Annotated in this window: 19 protein-coding genes and 4 pseudogenes; 9 read left to right on the forward strand and 14 right to left on the reverse strand. The window is 37.5% G+C overall.

Features of this window, described 5'->3' with window-relative positions; all coding sequences use genetic code 11:
* Nucleotides 1-112 precede the first annotated feature (112 nt).
* Together AAZO_RS15335 and AAZO_RS15340 are read right to left on the reverse strand one after the other, a co-directional pair.
* Nucleotides 113-1,528, reverse strand: a complete 1,416-nt coding sequence (locus tag AAZO_RS15335; protein WP_013191946.1) for an LCP family protein — start codon at nucleotides 1,526-1,528, stop codon at nucleotides 113-115.
* Nucleotides 1,529-1,814: 286 nt separating this feature from the next.
* On the reverse strand, nucleotides 1,815-2,201 hold the full coding sequence (locus tag AAZO_RS15340) for a hypothetical protein (protein ID WP_013191947.1): 387 nt from the start codon (nucleotides 2,199-2,201) through the stop codon (nucleotides 1,815-1,817).
* Nucleotides 2,202-2,317: 116 nt separating this feature from the next.
* On the opposite strand from AAZO_RS15340, the gene AAZO_RS15345 reads away from it, so the two are divergent.
* Nucleotides 2,318-3,490: an AI-2E family transporter gene (locus tag AAZO_RS15345; protein ID WP_013191948.1), complete on the forward strand. Its 1,173-nt coding sequence runs from the start codon at nucleotides 2,318-2,320 to the stop codon at nucleotides 3,488-3,490.
* Between the two features lie 72 nt (nucleotides 3,491-3,562).
* Here the strand turns inward: AAZO_RS15345 and AAZO_RS30735 are convergent, their stop codons facing one another.
* Nucleotides 3,563-3,772 carry a hypothetical protein gene (locus tag AAZO_RS30735; RefSeq protein ID WP_013191949.1) on the reverse strand — a complete coding sequence of 70 codons (210 nt, stop codon included), beginning with the start codon at nucleotides 3,770-3,772 and terminating at the stop codon, nucleotides 3,563-3,565.
* Nucleotides 3,773-4,238: 466 nt separating this feature from the next.
* Nucleotides 4,239-5,828 carry a S8 family serine peptidase gene (locus AAZO_RS15350; RefSeq protein WP_013191951.1) on the reverse strand — a complete coding sequence of 530 codons (1,590 nt, stop codon included), beginning with the start codon at nucleotides 5,826-5,828 and terminating at the stop codon, nucleotides 4,239-4,241.
* Nucleotides 5,829-5,959: 131 nt separating this feature from the next.
* Here AAZO_RS15350 and rpe point away from each other — a divergent pair, with 131 nt between their 5' ends.
* The 5 genes and pseudogenes from rpe (at nucleotide 5,960) to AAZO_RS15370 (ending at nucleotide 7,974) form a co-directional block, all read left to right on the forward strand.
* Nucleotides 5,960-6,667 carry a ribulose-phosphate 3-epimerase gene (gene rpe / locus AAZO_RS15355; protein WP_013191952.1) on the forward strand — a complete coding sequence of 236 codons (708 nt, stop codon included), beginning with the start codon at nucleotides 5,960-5,962 and terminating at the stop codon, nucleotides 6,665-6,667.
* A gap of 136 nt (nucleotides 6,668-6,803) precedes the next feature.
* Entirely contained in the window at nucleotides 6,804-6,926 is a 123-nt protein-coding gene (locus AAZO_RS41490; RefSeq protein WP_266885379.1) for a hypothetical protein, read from the forward strand.
* 41 nt (nucleotides 6,927-6,967) lie between these two features.
* Nucleotides 6,968-7,150: a PIN domain-containing protein gene (locus tag AAZO_RS15360; protein ID WP_266885382.1), complete on the forward strand. Its 183-nt coding sequence runs from the start codon at nucleotides 6,968-6,970 to the stop codon at nucleotides 7,148-7,150.
* Nucleotides 7,131-7,346 carry a hypothetical protein gene (locus tag AAZO_RS15365; RefSeq protein WP_041640771.1) on the forward strand — a complete coding sequence of 72 codons (216 nt, stop codon included), beginning with the start codon at nucleotides 7,131-7,133 and terminating at the stop codon, nucleotides 7,344-7,346. The genes AAZO_RS15360 and AAZO_RS15365 overlap by 20 nt, the downstream gene beginning before the upstream one ends.
* 48 nt (nucleotides 7,347-7,394) lie before the next feature.
* A pseudogene (locus tag AAZO_RS15370) lies at nucleotides 7,395-7,974 on the forward strand (Uma2 family endonuclease).
* Between the two features lie 449 nt (nucleotides 7,975-8,423).
* Here the strand turns inward: AAZO_RS15370 and AAZO_RS15375 are convergent.
* From AAZO_RS15375 to AAZO_RS15390, 4 genes are all read right to left on the reverse strand, one after another.
* The gene (locus AAZO_RS15375) at nucleotides 8,424-8,945 is read right to left on the reverse strand and encodes a hypothetical protein (RefSeq protein ID WP_013191954.1); all 522 of its coding nucleotides are present in this window, start codon (nucleotides 8,943-8,945) and stop codon (nucleotides 8,424-8,426) included.
* A gap of 76 nt (nucleotides 8,946-9,021) precedes the next feature.
* Nucleotides 9,022-9,462 carry a hypothetical protein gene (locus AAZO_RS15380; protein ID WP_013191955.1) on the reverse strand — a complete coding sequence of 147 codons (441 nt, stop codon included), beginning with the start codon at nucleotides 9,460-9,462 and terminating at the stop codon, nucleotides 9,022-9,024.
* Nucleotides 9,463-9,761: 299 nt separating this feature from the next.
* Nucleotides 9,762-9,944: a CsbD family protein gene (locus AAZO_RS15385; protein ID WP_013191956.1), complete on the reverse strand. Its 183-nt coding sequence runs from the start codon at nucleotides 9,942-9,944 to the stop codon at nucleotides 9,762-9,764.
* A gap of 281 nt (nucleotides 9,945-10,225) precedes the next feature.
* The gene (locus tag AAZO_RS15390; protein WP_013191957.1) at nucleotides 10,226-10,579 is read right to left on the reverse strand and encodes a hypothetical protein; all 354 of its coding nucleotides are present in this window, start codon (nucleotides 10,577-10,579) and stop codon (nucleotides 10,226-10,228) included.
* Nucleotides 10,580-10,875: 296 nt separating this feature from the next.
* On the opposite strand from AAZO_RS15390, the gene uvrB reads away from it, so the two are divergent.
* On the forward strand, nucleotides 10,876-12,873 hold the full coding sequence (gene uvrB / locus AAZO_RS15395) for an excinuclease ABC subunit UvrB (protein WP_013191958.1): 1,998 nt from the start codon (nucleotides 10,876-10,878) through the stop codon (nucleotides 12,871-12,873).
* An 8-nt stretch (nucleotides 12,874-12,881) separates the two neighbouring features.
* Here uvrB and AAZO_RS38620 read toward each other — a convergent pair whose 3' ends face one another.
* The 6 genes and pseudogenes from AAZO_RS38620 to AAZO_RS30740 all read right to left on the reverse strand — a co-directional run bounded on the left by AAZO_RS38620 (nucleotide 12,882) and on the right by AAZO_RS30740 (nucleotide 16,648).
* Nucleotides 12,882-13,157 carry a hypothetical protein gene (locus tag AAZO_RS38620; RefSeq protein WP_228371223.1) on the reverse strand — a complete coding sequence of 92 codons (276 nt, stop codon included), beginning with the start codon at nucleotides 13,155-13,157 and terminating at the stop codon, nucleotides 12,882-12,884.
* Between the two features lie 14 nt (nucleotides 13,158-13,171).
* Nucleotides 13,172-13,522 (reverse strand): hypothetical protein, encoded by a 351-nt coding sequence (locus AAZO_RS38625; protein WP_228371224.1) that lies wholly within the window; start codon nucleotides 13,520-13,522, stop codon nucleotides 13,172-13,174.
* Nucleotides 13,523-13,525: 3 nt separating this feature from the next.
* Nucleotides 13,526-13,870, reverse strand: coding sequence for an STAS-like domain-containing protein (locus AAZO_RS15405; RefSeq protein WP_013191959.1), 345 nt, complete (start codon nucleotides 13,868-13,870; stop codon nucleotides 13,526-13,528).
* Nucleotides 13,871-14,125: 255 nt separating this feature from the next.
* Nucleotides 14,126-14,704, reverse strand: a complete 579-nt coding sequence (locus tag AAZO_RS15410; protein WP_013191960.1) for a hypothetical protein — start codon at nucleotides 14,702-14,704, stop codon at nucleotides 14,126-14,128.
* Between the two features lie 308 nt (nucleotides 14,705-15,012).
* The gene (locus AAZO_RS15415) at nucleotides 15,013-15,570 is read right to left on the reverse strand and encodes a tetratricopeptide repeat protein (RefSeq protein WP_013191961.1); all 558 of its coding nucleotides are present in this window, start codon (nucleotides 15,568-15,570) and stop codon (nucleotides 15,013-15,015) included.
* Between the two features lie 423 nt (nucleotides 15,571-15,993).
* A pseudogene (locus AAZO_RS30740) lies at nucleotides 15,994-16,648 on the reverse strand (Uma2 family endonuclease).
* A 204-nt stretch (nucleotides 16,649-16,852) separates the two neighbouring features.
* On the opposite strand from AAZO_RS30740, the pseudogene AAZO_RS15425 reads away from it, so the two are divergent.
* Together AAZO_RS15425 and AAZO_RS15430 are read left to right on the forward strand one after the other, a co-directional pair.
* Nucleotides 16,853-17,962: pseudogene (locus tag AAZO_RS15425) on the forward strand (ISAs1 family transposase).
* A gap of 315 nt (nucleotides 17,963-18,277) precedes the next feature.
* Nucleotides 18,278-18,828: pseudogene (locus tag AAZO_RS15430) on the forward strand (transposase); the annotation flags it as partial.
* Nucleotides 18,829-18,947: the final 119 nt, after the last annotated feature.

Consider the following 18,947-nt stretch of genomic DNA (forward strand, 5'->3'; position numbering starts at 1 on the left):
CGTGGCGGAGGCTCTAGAATCTAGGTTTTGAGAGTATACTGAGATGTTTCATTCCGCTCCGCTGCATTCACCATAATACAAAGACCGACTTCTCAAACAACCTCTTACACCCTTACCTACTATAGGCTTCAAAAGTTGCCTTCTTTTCTAACCAATCTTTACCGACTTGGATGCTGATATCTGAACCGATATTACCTGTGCTTTCTACTCGCACTTCGCCAAATCCTAAAGTATTACGAATTGATTCGGCGCTTTCACTGTCTCCTTGTTGGGCGACGATATGGGTAATTTCCAGAGGTTCACCCCATGGTTTAGAGATAAAGATGTTGCGATATCCGGCTTTTTCCAAGGCTATAATTAGGGGACGGATTTGAGAGTGATCGCCACCTGTGCTATCTTGAATCGCTACTCGCAATGCACCAAGGTCTATTGTTTCAGTGTCTAATAATTCTGATTCTAAACCAAAATTCTGAACCATTAATTTGTTGATTGCTCGTTTCTGGGGTATCCAATAACTGGCATCATACTCACTCTTTCCACTAAAGCGTCCAGGCAACATCAACATCTGCATATTAGAACGATTAGTTCGTGAACCAAAACCAACTAACGCAACTAATTCTTCAACTGTTAAATTAGTGTCGATATTATCTTTAACTACATTCAAAATTTGGGGCAATTGCGTTAATGTTGAGGGATTGAGAGTTTGTTCAATCAAAGAACGCAAGACCATTTGCTGACGCTGAATTCTTCCAATATCACCTAGTTCATCATGGCGAAAACGCAGCAACTGTAAGGCTTGTTCACCTTTAAGATGCTGTTTACCTGCCTTTAAATTAATATATAAATGCTGTGAATCATCCTGATATTTCATATCTTTGGGAACGTAAACTGTTACCCCACCCAAAACATCTATCAGCTTGGCAACCCCCAGGACATTAATGCGGACATAACGGTCAATTCCCACTCGACCCAAGAGATTACTGACGGCTTTAGCAGTTAAAGCTGGTCCACCATCGACATTGGCGGCGTTAATTTTTTTGGCACCAAACCCTTCTATTTCTGCACGAGTATCTCTAGGAATAGAAAGCATGACAATTTTTTTTGTCTCTGGATCAAATTTGATTAAGAGCATCACGTCAGAGAGACCATCAAAAGAATTGATCTGGGGTAGATATTTAAGTTCTTTGGTATCACTGGGTTGGTTTTGAACATCTGGTGGCAGTACACTCATGCCCATAACTAAGATATTCACTGGGCGAGTTAATTGGGAAAATTGCAATCCATTTCCCGAAATGCGATCACCGTCAAAAACTGCTGCATCCTTGGCACTCAACTGCTCTTGCTGCAAAGGTGTACTGTCCCAAGAAACTGCCAACAAAGCTCCCGCCATACCTGAAACCATTGCAATCCCACCCATACCCACCACAAACCATAGCCAACGCCCTGATTTTGATTTACGAGAGGTTTTACTTCTGGTTTTCGCTTTTGCTGATTTATTATTTTCTGCTGATGTTCTTTGACTAGTCACAAATTCCCTCACACTGACTGATACAATACCGTAAATTTGCCGAACCAATATATGTAGACAAACCAGACTTTAATAGATAAATCTTAATTAATAGTGCTGATTTTTTATGATCTTGGGAACTACAAGACCTTTACCCGGATTTCGATTTATCTGTTGACAATCCGGAGAGGTTTCTGGAAGTATGGCAATAATAAACCAGATTTGATCATATTGCTTATGGATTAACTCTAAAGTTGTGTATCAGCAATAAACATCTTAACGGGCTAATCACTTAATAAATGAAGATTTAATATTTACGCAGTATGCGTTCGGCAAAACTGCTCAATCCTGGTAAACGGTAAGACTTTCCTTGGATAACACGGAAAATTAGCCAAATGCTCACCAAAAAGTAACCAGATGTGAAGAAACTGTTAAGAATCAACAAACGGATTGCCAAAAAATCGGAACTAGCTGCCCCAGATGATAACAAAAAGTATCCCAACATCCATGTAAAACACAAAGTAATGGACAGACGACTTACTGCCAATTGTTCCCGGCTACCTTGACGGCGATAGAGAGTCCAGAGGGAAGGGAAAAAGCCGAACACGGGAATTAAGTATAAAAGCAAAAGTTTGTTAGAGGTAGCTGTGTCTTGAGGATGTAGGTAATTGTCCATTGGTGGTAGATTGTGCATGTGGTGGGTCTACTTATAAAGTAGAGGAATGAAAAAGACTCATATAGTTAGAGATAATAGTCTGTAAAGAAGAATTTAACTGAGTTCTATTTAGTTTTATCCCCAATTATCTAAAAATGCAGACACGCAAGCTACTCGACTGGTGGCAAACACTTACACCAATAGCGCGAATCGGGGCGAGCGCGCTATTCGCTCCTCTATTAGTTCTCAATGGATGGGCGATATCGGCAATTTTCAATTATTTTCACTCTTTGATAGCTATTTTAGTCGGAGCCTCAGTTCTAGCTTTTCTCCTCAACTACCCAGTTAGTTGGATGGAAAGGCGCGGTGCTAGGCGAGAACAAGTTGCTATCTTAGTATTTTTATTAGCTTTGTCCATTTTATTGGCGCTGGGTGTCACCCTCTTTCCTCTAGCCCTTACCCAAGCCCAACAACTTGTAGCCCGCTTACCAGAGTTGATTGACTCCGGGCGCTCGCAGTTAATGATTTTAAACGAAAAAGCCGAAAGCATGGGCTTACCAATTAATCTTGATGCGATCGTGGTGCAAATTAACGATCGCGTCAAGGGACAATTACAAGCCATAGCTGGACAAGTTTTAAATCTAGCAGTTGTCACCGTCACCAGCTTGTTAGACTTTCTGTTGACAATGGTGTTAACCTTTTATCTATTGCAACATGGTGGTGAACTCTGGGAAAGTTTAGTAGAATGGCTACCCACAAGATTTCGTGAACCCTTTTCTAGAACCGTACGCCTCAGTTTCCAAAACTTCTTCATCAGCCAATTAATACTATCTATCTGTATGGCATCTGCCCTTATACCCAGCTTTTTGTGGTTAAAAGTGCCTTATGGGTTATTGTTTGGCTTAACCATCGGTATTATGGCTCTTATCCCCTTTGGCGGTTCTGTAGGTATTGCTGCCACAACTTTATTAGTATCCCTCCAAGATGTTTGGATGGGAGCTAGAGTCTTAGCCGCAGCAGTCATAGTCCAACAAATTTTAGAAAACTTAATTGCACCCCGAATTTTAGGGAGTTTTACGGGTTTAAATCCCGTTTGGGTGCTAATTTCCGTCTTAACAGGAGCGAGAATAGGCGGACTTTTGGGTGTAATCGTAGCGGTTCCCTGCGCTGTTGTCATTAAAACAATAATTAGCGCCATTCGTCCTCCAGTAATGCGTCATGATCCCGAAGAATCCTCATCAGGAGAAATAGTTGCACCCATGACACCAGAAGAATCTGCAAAAGCTGAAGTGAACAATTCCCTTAGTGTTTCTGATAACTTAGCTTGAAAATTTTGGATTTTGGATGCAAGTATCTACAATTTAAAATTACAAATCCAAAGTTGAAGAGACAAGCAAATTTTAGATGTTGTTTTTTGGAAGTCCCTTAGATTCACAACTACGTAGAGGAGATTTAGTCATCAAATTGTTATTATTAGCAATTTGCGAACATCCAAATAAACTTAACATCACAACACTAGCTGCGGCTAAAACGTAGCGTCTACCCAAACTAACTCCGTAGCGTCTCTGTAAGGAATTTTCTTGCACAGCACTAAATTTGTATACGTTCATCTATTACCTCATTCGTTGTTTTAGCTATCCATCAAATTAGAGGCTGATTATGTGTCAGATGTTCACTATCACATTCATTTACCAGCACAAAAACAGTTGACCGTTACAGTTGTGGTAATAGATAATGAACCACATCCTAATTTTGGTTTCGTGTGATCGCGCATTTCTACAAAACACTACACTAACAAGATTTCGTAAAACTAAACGCAAAAACTATTAATTTAGTTATATTAGTGAATAAAGAGCCCGTAAATTCCCAGAAATATTAAAAAAGTTAGGAGTCCATCCTGAAAGTTTGATGTAGAAAATTGGAATATAAAATCTTAAACATTCAGCTAATGCCTAACGGCACGCTACGCGAACAGCTATAAGCAGTCAGGTATTTTTGGCGTTAGCCTGAAATACCTATTTGATAATTAACCAATTTCTCAAACATTCTGACTCCTGATTCATGAATTCTTACCATCTAATTTACAGGCACAGTCCACCAAGCTAAAGAATATGCTTGAGTTAGTTTATTGACTTTTTCTTTAAACTGGACCCGAATTTTATAATTACCATTAGCAGGAATAGGACAGAAAATATGCTCTACATTATCTATTTTACTGACAGAACAACAAGTAGGAACTTCAGTTGTGGGAGCGTCTGCTTTCACTAGATCAAGGTCGAGATTATTTAATCCCTTATCTAGAAAATTTTCATTCACATCATATTCCTGATTTCTATTTTTATCTTCTAATTCCACCAATCTATCCCAAGTTAAGGTAATAGCTACAAAACTATTGTGTTTTAAGGGTTTAGCTAAACTATATTCCACAGATGATGCAGTATTAATAGTATTGTAATCCCAACCAATTGCCGGGATAGAAGTTGGAGGTTGCCATTGACCAGGAAGAAATTGTTGATAAGCACGAAAAGCATTTAAATGCCCTATCCCCATTTGATCATCAAGGGGAATTCTTGCATCTTTGTAAGCATCAGAAGCAAACCAATGTCGATTTTGTTTATCAACTAAAGTCCTAGTCATACCCAACGATAAACCATCACCTCTATCTTGAATTTTATCGGCTGAATTTAATAATACAGCTTTCATAACTTGATGATTTCGAGCATCAATAGTCCAATTTGGTTGTTTAATTCGTAGTTGTCGGTCAGCAAATTCTTGTAATAAAGCCACAGTCGCTGTAACATGAGGTGCTGCAAAACTCGAACCTGTAGATTTATTCAACTTGCCATCAGGATTCAGTAAAGGAATATTACTACCGGGAGCAACTAAACTGATTGATCTGCGTCCACCAATATTAAATTCCTTACCAACTAAGTGATCGCCCACTCCTTGATTATTACCTGCTAGATTAGAAACATGAACCTTATTAAAAATCCCTGCTCTTGGGGATGAAAAAGCCACGTTAATTCCGTTAAAATTATCTGTAGGAATCGGAATCCCACCTTTGCCTTGGTTACCTGCGATTGCATACACCACATTATGAAACCGACTCGACCAGTCAATACACAAAGTTAGTAAAGCTTGACCATCCAAAACAGCCTCTGGTCTGGGGTCACGGTTGAAAGGTTCACCAAAACTAAAGTTAATAGCGCGAACATCACCGCTATTTTGTAAAGCTATATGTTGTGTTGATAAACACTCTTCCCATTGACCCATATTTTTCGTAGAACCGACAGCAGAAGAATATAGCCTTGCATCTGGTGCAACTCCCGGCCAAGCTTTATGGTGACTTACCATCAGCCCAGCTACATTATAAGCATGGGGATCAACACCACTATTTGACTTAGCTGGTGTAGTGCCTAAAAAAACAGCTACAGGAGAAATCGCACGATTTTTAGACACGGCTTTATCCAAGCCGAACATACCAGGACGACCAATTTCTACTTGACCGATAGCGATTTTGCTACCAGTTAAATTGTAAGGAGGTTGATGTAATTTCAGCACATCAATACCACCGCTTCCTAGAGAACTGCTAAACTGCACAGATGCCAGTACTGGCAGAGTCAAACAGGAAACACCCAAACCGCAAATTATCCAGATTTTGTTCATAGTCAGTTTTTAGGCAAGAGGCAAAAGAAGGAGTTTTATAGAAAATTTTGAATTCTACTTGAAATTAGAATAGATTTCTCCATATTTTGTTACAATGCTTACAGACGAGGACGCTTAAGAACCCACTAGCCATGACCCAAAACCCATCTAAAAAGCCTATAGTTATATCTCCATCTATCCTATCAGCCGATTTTAGCCGTCTGGGTGACGATATTCGCGCTGTAGACAAAGCGGGAGCAGATTGGATTCACGTCGATGTAATGGACGGACGTTTTGTACCTAATATTACAATAGGGTCTCTGGTTGTGGAGGCGATTCGTCCGATTACAACCAAACCTCTAGATGTCCACTTGATGATTGTGGAACCAGAAAAGTATGTAGAAGGTTTTGCTAAGGCTGGTGCTGATATAATTTCTGTACACGCTGAACATAACGCTTCACCTCACCTCCACCGGACTTTGGGACAAATTAAAGAACTCGGTAAACAAGCTGGAGTTGTGCTTAACCCTGGTACACCTTTAGAATTAATTGAATATGTACTGGAACTGTGTGATTTAGTGCTGATTATGAGCGTTAACCCCGGTTTCGGTGGACAAAGCTTTATTCCTAGCGTAGTTCCTAAAATTCGCCAACTGCGTCAAATGTGTGATGAACGCGGTTTAGACCCTTGGATTGAAGTTGATGGTGGATTGAAAGCCAATAATACCTGGCAAGTTTTGGAAGCAGGAGCTAATGCTATTGTAGCGGGTTCTGCTGTGTTTAATGCTCCTGATTATGCTGAGGCGATTAAGAATATTCGTAACAGTAAGCGTCCCACACCAGAATTAGCAGCTGTTTAATTTAGTCAGATTTAGTTTCAATTAGATAGAGTGACAAAAAAAGTAGGGTGATTAATATTCATCCTACTTCTTTATTTTAGACTGGGGAATAGGGCTATTTTGCCTGTTTACTAGAGAAATATGCAACAATAGTTATATGACCAGGGTTTATCTAGATATCGGTATTTATGATCGTCCATTTGACGACCAAACAGAGCCCAAAATATTTCTAGAAAGACAGGCGGTTATTTTAATTTTACAAATGGCAGAAGTTCAATAAGAGTAGTAGTAGACGAAAATATTAGAACCAGCGCCAAGCAATTGGAAAAACAAGGTATTAAACCTATTGATGCACTTCATTTAGCTTGTGCAGAAGCATATCAAAGTTATTACTTTATCACTTGCGATAAAAGATTAATTAATCATTGTCAATATTTATCACTCAAAGTAATTAACCAAACAGATTTAATTTCGGAGATAGAAGATGAGTATAAAAGTGATTAACGAACAAGAAAACTTACAGGAAGTGATGCAGGTTTTGCTTGCTCACTTAGAACCAGCAAAATTAATGAAATTTTGGGCAGCTTGTAAAATAGGTGAAGGGGATGATTTACAACTGAAAGAAAACCTATTTTCTGAAGAAACACTTGATAGCTTATATGACAAAATTCAAGAGTATCAAAAGTCTACTGGTAAATAATTAACGGTTATACATAAAAATAAATAGCTCTGTAATTCTCTAACTTTTATGACTGTAGTTACTGCTCAACGCTTCACTATACCTGAATATCAACGTCTAGCGGAACTCGGCTTCTTTAGAGAATATGAGCGAGTTGAATTAATTAAGGGTGAAGTCATACAAATGACTGCAAAAGTTACACCCCATTGTGTTTGTGAAACACTGTTCTGTCAGGAATTGATTCAACTTTTACTAGGCCGTGCTATGGTCAGAGGACAACAGCCTATTATTATTCCTGATCATAGCGAACCAGAACCAGATTTAACCATTGTTTGTAATGTCAATGATAATTATCTTTCAATCCATCCTAAAGCATCTGAAATTTTACTTTTAATTGAAATTTCTAATTCTATTTTGAAATATTACCAAGAAGTGAAATTACCTCTTTATGTAGAAGCAGGCATTTCTGAGTATTGGATTTCTAATTTAATCAATCATCGTTTAGAGTTTTACAGTGAGCCTTGTCAAGGTTATAGAAGTAATTTTGATTATCGTCGCTCGGAAATTGATTTTATTGCCTAATGAGTCTGTTAAATTTCCTGATTTCGCTGATTTAGTTTTGGACTCATCTAAGGTATTTCGTGGGTAAATAATGAACATCCGAAAAAATGAACACATCTATAATAAATAAGCGAACTTAAAAAAAAAGCGAATTACACTTAACCTAAATGGGAGAATAAAATTATTCAAACCCGCAACTTTAAGAAAAATGTTTTTATTTAGCAAATTACTCAACCTCTATTGAGGTAATATACCACTTGAAAATTTTTTACCGAAATATTTAGTTTGTTTTTTGAACTAGAATAAAGCCATTTTGATTCATTGGTTAAAATCTCATTCAATTATTAATGATAATAGTTATTCTACAATACAAGTTTCATCTCAACAAAGATAAAAAAGACTACCAAAGCACAGTGAAAACAGTATAGTGACAGTTGATAGCAACAAAACATTATTATGAACAAGATTTTTACCTGTAGTCATTACCATTATTATGGTGTACAGTGATCATTGCCCACCCTTCATAACTATACATTATTACTTCCGACTACCCAACCATTTAGCTGCCGCAATCCCAATAATTCCTGCCACAATAGGATTACTGAGAAAGTTGATAATTCCTGGTTGTTCCGCTAACACTTCACGGAGAATATCAGGATGATGATGATAAGCAAAAGATGCAAGATTACTCACATCATCAGCAGTCATACGGTTAGGGTTGTGAGTGGAAAGATTTAACTGTTGTTGTAAACGATTTTCGTCCATTCCTCTTCCTTTTAATTGTTTGAGAAAAGCCCGTGCAACATCATCCCGTTCATTGGGTTTAATTTGAGAAATTGCCTTTTGTAATTCAGGCTCCACTTGACTAGGAGGAATGCCTTCTGGATGTAAAGATTGACTAAATAATTGCCGACGTTGATCTATTGTTGTCCTTTGAGCAAAATCATCAAAAGTTTCATATTCATTTGTAGTATCGGCTGGCATATTATCCAAAGATTCGATATTTCCGTGAGCCAAATCTTTCATGATATCGCGTTTATATTTTTTACTACTTCTCACGTGATTTCTCTCCTGGTTTATATTTTTTACACAATCCAACTTTATTTTCTTTATTTTGAACTTTCAATAACCTCTTTTAGCTATACCTAATTTGATTTGTCTGAGCAATATAATCAGCAGTCAAAATTAACTTTTTATCAGGTGCATATATCAAAACCTCCAAGTCTTGATTAGGGAAGTTCTTTCTAAAACCTTGCACCAAAGAGTTTGCTAGTGGTCGCACTTCATCCGGACTAAATTGAGGAGAAATAACTACACCTAGTTTGTTATTGTCTCTAACATAAGCATCTGTAACTAATCCTTTAGAAGTTTGCACAACCCAGTTGCCAAAATTCCCCCCTGCGGGAGTATTACCACGTTCTAATTCTGCATAGGTACCATCTCTTCCTACTGCTGATGGAGTAATTGTGCGGTCTGATTCTGCGACTCTTCCACCACCGCAAGCGGTAGTCAACGTTAACACCAAAATCAAAACTAAAGATATCAAAATTTTACGACTCTGTTGAATTAGAATCATAATTTTTCTCCTCAGACAACTCAAAATTTAAGTTGTACTTTCGATAGAAACAGGACTTAGGCTTACGTAACTGGCATATCATTACAGTGCGTCAGGTGCCAAAAATCTGTTGATATTAACCAATATATAGGTCTGACGCACCCTTCAATAGACTTGAACGTGACACTTCTGTAAGTCCTAAGAAAGATGAGAATACAAAAGTTACTAATCAGATATACAACTATACAACTCCTTAAAATTCTGGAAGTGAGAGAAATATCTGTCACTATGAACTGCATTTTATTCAATCAATCTTTCTTTTAGTCAAGCTTTTGCTTCACATTATCTTTGATATCTTCTACAGAGTGACGTACTTCGCTTTCTGCTTGTTTTCCTTTACCGTCGGCTTGATCTTTGGGATCACCAGTAATATTTCCTAAAGCTTCTTGTGCTTTACCTTCAATATTTTTACCTGTGGCTTTAGCCCGTTCTTCTAAGCTCATTTGCTTTACCTATAATTATTCATTACCATACTAAGTTAGCTTGAATATTAACTTAATGCTTCCACCACAAGGTATACAAGATATATTAAGTATCTCTGTAAACAGGAATATATAAAGTAGAGTTAAGGAGTCGGAATTTCACAAGGAAGAACAAAGCAGGAAGAATTTCTATTAGCTATCTTCACTAGATAATTTATTTTGCACAGCTATTTATAAATAATAAAAAAACCCAGTTTTATTAGTTAACTGGGTTGTTAAGAATATGGGAATAATGTTTGAAATTAGTCTATAAAACCCATCAAAGTCTCAGAATCATCAACAGTATTTGATGCTATTGGACGATTACCAAATATTGAATAGTTTTTCGAAACTACCAATGCACTAGAACCGATAGGACGAATACCGGATAGGTTAATGCTGCTCACAACTTGGAAAGTGTTAGCACTAATGGGACGAATTCCCATGGCATTGTAAGTTTCAACTACTTCTAAACTGCTTGTACTAATAGGACGTAACCCAGCGATTGATAATGTTCCTGAAAATTGTAAGTCGCTGCTGCCAATAGGACGCTCTCCAGCAACTACTATTGTCCCCTGAGAACCCTGTTCTGTATTACCTTGGTTATTTTCTTCCACTTTCTTATCTCCTTTGCAGCTGAGTGCTTTGTAAACTAACGCATCCAGCTTGTTACATGAATTTTACAATAATTAAGGCAAGGTTTATTTTTTCCTATAATATTAAGAGTGTAACCTTAAAAAACCACACCTAGATATAGGTTCCTTCAAAACTGACACATAAGTAAATTAAAAGAGTGAATTTTTGTGAATAATATCTGACTCACAGGGATAGGCGATTGGCTACGCCAGTGCTCAAGGTGATCGCATCGCTACTATCGCTACTATGGAAAAGGGTATGTTCAGCACAAACAGTTATGACAGAATTTAGTCTTCAAGCTCCTTTTAGTCCCACTGGTGATCAACCACAGGCTATCGCCCAACTTATAACCAGCATCGAAGCGGGTAATCGTTACCAAACTTTACTGGGTGCGACGGGAACAGGTAAGACGTTTTCTATCGCGGCAGTGATTGAAAAAGTTCGTAAACCGACCCTAGTCTTAGCCCATAATAAAACCCTTGCAGCACAACTATGTAACGAAATGCGGGAATTTTTCCCCAATAACGCCGTTGAGTATTTCGTCAGCTATTACGACTATTACCAACCGGAAGCCTATATTCCCGTCACAGACACATATATAGAAAAAACAGCAGCGATTAATGATGAAATAGATATGTTGCGACATTCTGCAACTCGTTCTCTGTTTGAACGTCGCGATGTAATTGTTGTTGCTTCCATTAGCTGCATTTACGGTTTAGGAATGCCGGCTGAATACCTCAAAGCTGCAATTCCCCTACAGATAGGTATGGAAGTTGACCAAAGGCAGATTTTGCGAGATTTGACATCTGTGCAGTATAGCCGCAACGATGTAGAAATGGGTCGGGGAAAATTTCGCGTCCGGGGTGATCTGTTAGAAATTGGACCCGCTTACGAAGATAGAATCATTCGTGTTGAATTTTTTGGTGATGAAATTGACGCAATTCGTTATATTGACCCTGTAACTGGGGAAATTCTCAGTAGTTTGCAAGCGGTGAATGTCTACCCTGCGCGTCACTTTATCACTCCAGAACAACGTTTAGAAGTGGCTTGTGAAGATATTTCCGCAGAATTAAAACAGCAGAAATTAGCATTAGAAGAACTAGGTAAATTAGTGGAAGCACAACGCATAGATCAACGCACACGCTACGATTTAGAAATGTTACGGGAAGTCAGATATTGTAACGGAGTAGAAAATTATTCTCGTCATTTAGCAGGTAGACAAGCAGGAGAACCACCAGAATGTTTACTTGATTATTTTCCTAAAGATTGGTTATTAGTAATAGATGAATCTCACGTTACTGTTCCGCAAATTCGCGGGATGTATAACGGCGACCAAGCACGGAAAAAGGTTTTAATTGATCATGGTTTTCGGCTTCCTAGTGCGGCGGATAATCGTCCCTTAAAAGCAGAGGAATTTTGGCAAAAAGCTAATCAATGTATTTTTGTTTCTGCTACGCCGGGAAATTGGGAAGTAGAAGTTTCTGAAGATAATATAATTGAGCAAGTAATTAGACCTACTGGAGTAGTAGATCCAGAAGTTCTTGTTCGTCCTACGGAAGGACAAGTTGATAATTTATTAGGAGAAATTAAAGATAGAGTTGAACTGAAAGAAAGAACCTTAATCACCACGTTAACTAAACGCATGGCGGAAGATTTAACGGAATATTTGGAACATAAGGGAGTTCAAGTTAGATATTTGCATTCGGAAATTAATTCGATTCAGAGAATTGAGATTTTACAAGATTTACGAAATGGTAAATTTGATGTTTTGGTAGGTGTGAACTTACTACGGGAAGGTTTGGATTTACCAGAAGTTTCTTTAGTGGCAATTATGGATGCAGATAAAGAAGGTTTCTTACGTGCAGAACGTTCGTTAATTCAAACTATTGGACGGGCTGCGCGTCATATTCAAGGTAAGGTGATTATGTATGCTGATAAGTTAACAGATAGCATGATTAAAGCTATTGACGAAACTGATAGAAGAAGGGGAATTCAAACAGCATATAACAAAATGTACGGAATTACACCAAAACCAGTTGTGAAGAAGTCAAGTAATGCGATTTTATCATTCTTGGATGTATCGCGGCGCTTAAATACACGTGATTTAAAGGTGGTGGATAAACATTTAGATGAATTATGGTTAGAAGATATTCCAGAGTTAATTACGCTGTTAGAAAAACAGATGAAGGAAGCAGCGAAAAAGATGGAATTTGAAGAAGCAGCAAAATTGCGCGATCGCATTAAACATCTCAGGGGTAAAATGTTAGGAAAATAAATTTATAATTAGCGCACTACTAACTTCTTTTGGACAACAGCGTCTGGAATGACATATTTATTGCTTGTAAAAATCTGAATACCTGGAACAACACTATAGTCCATATCATCAGTAATAATCTTAACTGTTCCTACTCCTGCTCTGTTAATAGCTTCGAGCAGTAGTAAATCATAACCATCAACCGCTTTAGTCTGAAAACGCTTGAGGGCTGCATCAGTAAATGTAGCATTATCTACTGTTACATCAATAGGAATTGCGAGCGCCTTCACCTGCTTCCAAGCCAACTTAACTTCAGTAACTACATTAGCTCGTTAGCTCGTTCTGCTGGATAGTTATGACGGTATTTCGTGATTGCTAAATATCCATTAGATTTGATATAAATCTTATATTCAGTTTTCTCAAAAATATGACTAAGTTCAGCTAAAGTTAGTGCTGAATAAGTTAAAGTAGCTTCATTTGACAGAGCTAGATTAAGATACTTAGAGTAACTTCTAATCTTTTTGAGTTGATCAGGTTTAGCATTAAATCCAAGGTTGGTGTAAGTTTGCCAAAACCATAGGTTAGTTTCTACAAGGAAAATATCGCTTTTTTGTGGATTATCATTTCTAATGTCTATTACATCAGCTTGAATTGTGATATTAATCGCCATATATCAAATACTTTCAGCCATATCTGTAATTACAGTATCCACAGCACTACGATATTTTTCATCAGAATAATATCGTTTCGCATTAGCCATTACATGATTGATAACGTCCCAGCCATCATCACTGAGAGAAATAAATTCAAGTAATTGATTTAACCTTTCTGCTGGAACATCTTTTAACAATTGACCAAATGCGAAATTCACAAATGGAGATGCAAAAACTTCAACTCTTCTAAAATCTATCTTCACCGATTCACCAGTCAGCAAACAGGGATGAATCTGATCATATAACTTCTGTCCACCCTCAGCAGTGATAGCACACTTACCAAGTATATCATAAACTTTATACATGGTCTCCTTGTCTCCTTCTCTCTAGAGCTTCAGCTTCTTGAGTTTAGGAACTTCAGAGGCTAAACATTAGTATCTTTCATCACATCCAAAGGTTATATTAACTAGCGTTCACGATAATATAGTACAAATGTTCGCATATTCAACTCCATTATCCCCTATGTTGACATAGCTGCCATTACTGAAAATCATCAGGTTTCCATGATTTTTTTTGACAAATTCTTCTAGTATGTGTAAACCTTCACCCTGTCGGACATCTTACTGCTTGGTACTATTTACCGGGTCAAATGCCCACTTTAGAGCCTTACTAGCCGTCATTCCTACATTTTCGGGTAAGGTACGAACACTATTAGGGATACCAATACCAAAGTCAACTACCGTTAACTGAAGAGTAGCTGACTCAGGATAACGTTGTCCGCCGCAAAACACCCCAATTGGAGAATGGCTATGTTCAAAGGGGTTAAAATATATTGCAACTACTTTCCCTGCGATCGCATTCTGTAATCCAGGACTGATATTAACCCAACCTTTGCCAAGCCATTTATGTCCCAAGTAATCAGCTATAGCTATGGGGTCATGTTGGATATCTCTTCCATAAGGTACTGAATTACCATCCCAAGGTTTCCTGTCATAGCCAAATTCATACAGGAATCCATTCTGAGCCAAATTCATAGGAATTTTTTCATCGACAAGTGTATTCCAGTCAAAAGTCACATAACCACCACGGGATTCAAATAAGCGAACTATTCCCCCTAAAAAGGTAACTCCAATATGTCCTAGAAATTTGCAATGTTGAAAATCAACCTTAACTTTTAAGCAATCTTCAGGGAGTTGCAAGATATCATACCAGTCTTTCAGAAGTATCTTTACATGATGGGGACAGTCTCTTATAGTCTCTACATAGAGAACTGGTGGTTAATTTTTGGTAATTAACTAATGACAAAAGAACTCCAAATAATTATGATTCTCTAGAATTGTGACTATTAGATGTCAATAATACTAGAATTTATCACCTCATTGACTATCACTATCTGTAATTGTATATTTTATAGTTTTCTATAAAAAAATATTCAGCTTATCTCCTAATTCCATTCTCTCACCTCTTTATGCACCACAGCTAAATACCACATATAAGCATCAATTTTCTAATTATCGGCAGCTTGCATAATATACTCTTGTGCTAACTCCAAATTACACTCAGATTCATAATATAAACCAAAGTAAAGATGACTGTAAAGATTACCTTTTAAGCCTTCTGATTTACCAATATTCAAAACATCATTATGTGTCCAAATTCCAGAGAAGAAATCATATACAGACCGCATGATTTTCCGAGGATCATTTTTTACCGGTAACAAATAATTACGCAGTTCTGTTACACTAGATAACTGCGAAGTATAAAGATATCGCCAAACTGTGCCTTCCAGATCTTGAGCATTTACCGTTAAATCTATTTCAAACTGTTTAGCACCTTCAGCAAATATTTCTGCATTATAATAATATAAACCACGTTGCCAAAGATAGGGTGTTAGTCTAGCATCTAACTTTTCTGCGGTATGAAAATCTTCAATTGATTCTTGAATTTTCGCTAATTGAAAATAAACCATTACCCGACGAATATAAGCATTAGCGTTATTGGGTTGATTACGAATAGTTTCGTTACAGCCTTGGAGTTGATTCTCTGAAGAATTGGTAAAAAACATGAATTATGTTAGGGAGAATATGTAAGAATTCAGGAGTCAGTAGTCAGAATGTTTGAGAAATTGGTTAGTTATCAAAAAAGTATTTTTACCGTTAGCCTGAAAAAGGTGACTGCTGATGGCTATTCGCGTAGCGTGCCGTTAGGCATTAGCTGAATACGTACCAAAATTTTTAATAAAGGGTTTAAGAATTCAGAATTTTGAGTTTTCTTATTCTCTATTACCTTCACAACTAATCAGAAATTACTGACTCCATTTAGCAGAATAAGCAACACGAAAACCGTGATTGAAATCTCTGCTAACAGCCGGATAATTGACGCGATACGCTGAACGGCAATAGACTAGACGGTAAGACAAAGAACCACCGCACAATACACGACCAGGGTAATTATCAGTACCACTCAGGTGAGTTTATTCACTACAACTTCATACGTTTTCTACATCAATTCCCTGAGCTTGCAATTTTTCTAATAATTCTTGATACTGCTTTCGTTCCTGTTCTAATTGCAAAAGTGCTGCTTCTTTTTCCTGATGTTCTTGTTCAGCACGTTGATATTCTTCTTCAGCAGGTTGATCAAGTTCCACAGATGTGAGGAATTTCCTACCATCAGGATAATAAATTGCTAAAGTATCGGCCGTGAGTTGAAACCGGATACCCAAGCGTGGACTTACCCAAGTATTGATTTCTTCAATAGCTACAAAAGAATCTTGAGAACGCAAACAACCAGACAATTCTAATGTATCTGGGTCATAAACGTAATATTCATCTACTCCATAACGTTAATAAAATAGTGATGTATTACTCATCTCTTGAGTTCTGTTTCCAGGTGATAGTATTTCAAATACTACCTGTGGAGAAATATTATTTTCTTGCCATTGCTTATAAGAACCTCTATCACCTTTTACCCTGCCAAAGATAACCATCACTCACATCAGGTGCTTGACGAGTTTTCACACTTCCTTCAACCGGATACCATAAAAGATTTCCACCAATAAAAATATCATCCGGTGATGCAAATAAGATTTCTAAATTTTCTTTAAAAGTGAGAGTCCAGCGAAATTATTTAGTATTGTCTGCCATAGGTTGTCCGTCGCAGTCAGGGTAGCGGGACTTAAACAAAAGTTAAGAGTAAAAAGGAGTATAATGTAGGGCGAACGCATGTAAATATGGTAAATATATACTAAGAAACGAGAAAGGTAGGGAGGGCTGATGATATGGAGGTTGACCAATGAGGCTCTGATGGTAAAGTCATTGTAAAAGTAGAAGAAGAAAGTCCCAAAAAGTGTGAAGCTCAAGCCCAAAATCATGATTACTGACCACGTTGCACAGATGGAAGATCCAAGAGTAGAGGGGAGGAAACGACACAAGTTAATTGACATTCTTACCATTGGAATTTGTGCAGTAATTTGTGGAGCAGATAGTTAGGTGGCAATTGAACTGTATGGCTGCACAAAATATAAGTGGTTAAAAACCTTTTTAGAACTAGGAAATGGGCTCCGGTCCCAGGACACATTTGGAAGGGTATTTGCACAATTGAATCCGCAACAATTTCAAAATTGTTTCTTGAACTGGATGAAATCAGTACATAAGATAAGGGATGGTGAAGTTGTGGCAATTGACGGGAAAACTTTATGTAGTTCTCATGGTAAAAATAGTGACTAGAGTGCAATCCAAATGGTAAGTGCATGGGCAACTACAAATAAATTAGTGTTGGGACAGGTGAAGGTGCATGAGAAATCAAATGAAATTACAGCAATTCCCGAATTATTAAAGGTTTTAGAATTAGCTGGATGTATTGTCAGGATTGATGCCATCGGGTGTCACAAAGACATAGTAAAGTTAATTACGCAAGAAAATGCAGATTATGTAATTTCTTTAAAAAAGAACCAAGGTAATCTGTATGAGTCAGTAGAACAGCTATTGAAGTCAGGGATAAGTACAGGTTTTCCAGAGCTTCAACATAGCACATATAAACCCGAAGCAATAGGGCATGGTCGTCATGGAATCCGCAACTATGTGATGTTACCTGGAATGGGATTTCAGCTTGACCCTGATTCAGTTTGGTCAAATCTAAAAAGTGTTGGGATGGTAGAATCTATCGGATAAGTGGATGATAAAACAACAGTAGAGACTCGTTATTTTATTAGTAGTCTTGAGTCAAATGTAGAACAATTGGCTAATTCTGTCCGCAGCCATTGGGCAATAGAAAATTCATTGCATTGGGTATTAGATGTAGCTTTAAAACAAGATGACTACCGGATTAGGAAAGATAATGCTCCACAAAACTTTGCAGTGATGCGGCAGATAGCAGTCGATCTTTTGGGTAAAGAGAACCCCGTGAAGCGGGGGATAAAAAATAAACAGTTTTTGGCAGAAATGGATAATAACTCTTGAGAAAGAGTTTTAGCTTTAGCCTCAACTAACTTGTCAACAATTTACTTAATATTTTCTTCTACTTATTTTTACAGATAAGTTTACTTATTTATGGATGAATAGTTAGCTCATTTATCCTTAGCTAAGAGTTATTCAATTAGAGATAAGCTAATTCAGCACTTAATAGAAAACTGATTGATTCTGTTTATATATCCATCAAGCTTTGCACTTATATAGATGATTTTAAAATCCTCATTAGTTTTTATTAGGAAATAAGCTGCGTTTCCCCTGGAGTATAATGGGATTCCGGTGTAGCTTTCACGTTTAAAGAAGCTCATGAAAGAAACCACTGCCGCAGCAATGTCACCATGTTTTGAAAGATAGTGTCATTTGATGATGTATTTACTCATAAAGGGGAAAGAAGAGAGTTTAGACATGATTTAGGGGGATGATTGGGTCAAAGTGAGAGAAAAAACCTATTTCAAATGGCAGAGAATGCCCTAGGGGTTACTTACCAACGATTACACCACTTTTTAACTGAAGCACCTTGGTCCAGTTCCCAAGTCAATGAGCGTCGGTTAGAGATTATGAACAAGTGGAGTCAGAGGAGAATCACCGGAGGATTTAGCTTAATAATTGATGATTCTGTCCATAGAAAAAGCGGGAATTTTAGGGATGGAGTAGGAAGACAATATATTGGAGAAATTAGGACAAGGGATACTGGAGTAGTAGTAGTAACAACACATCTATATGATGGCAGTAAAAGCTTATCATTAGATATAGAGTTATATCACCACGGTGATGATTTACCCAAAGGGAAACAAGACCCTCTATTTGAGAATAAACCTGAGTTAGGAATTAAATTAATAGATCTGACCTTAAGCCGTTAAGCAGGCTTTGAGCAGTTCTTGTTTATCCTGGTTCATGGTTGCTAATCCACACTTGTTTGTCCTTATATTCTCCTAACACTTGTGTGTCTTCCAATAGTGGATGCTCCCTGAGGTTC

Origin of the sequence: 'Nostoc azollae' 0708 (assembly GCF_000196515.1) — a bacterium.
Taxonomy (GTDB): domain Bacteria; phylum Cyanobacteriota; class Cyanobacteriia; order Cyanobacteriales; family Nostocaceae; genus Trichormus_B; species Trichormus_B azollae.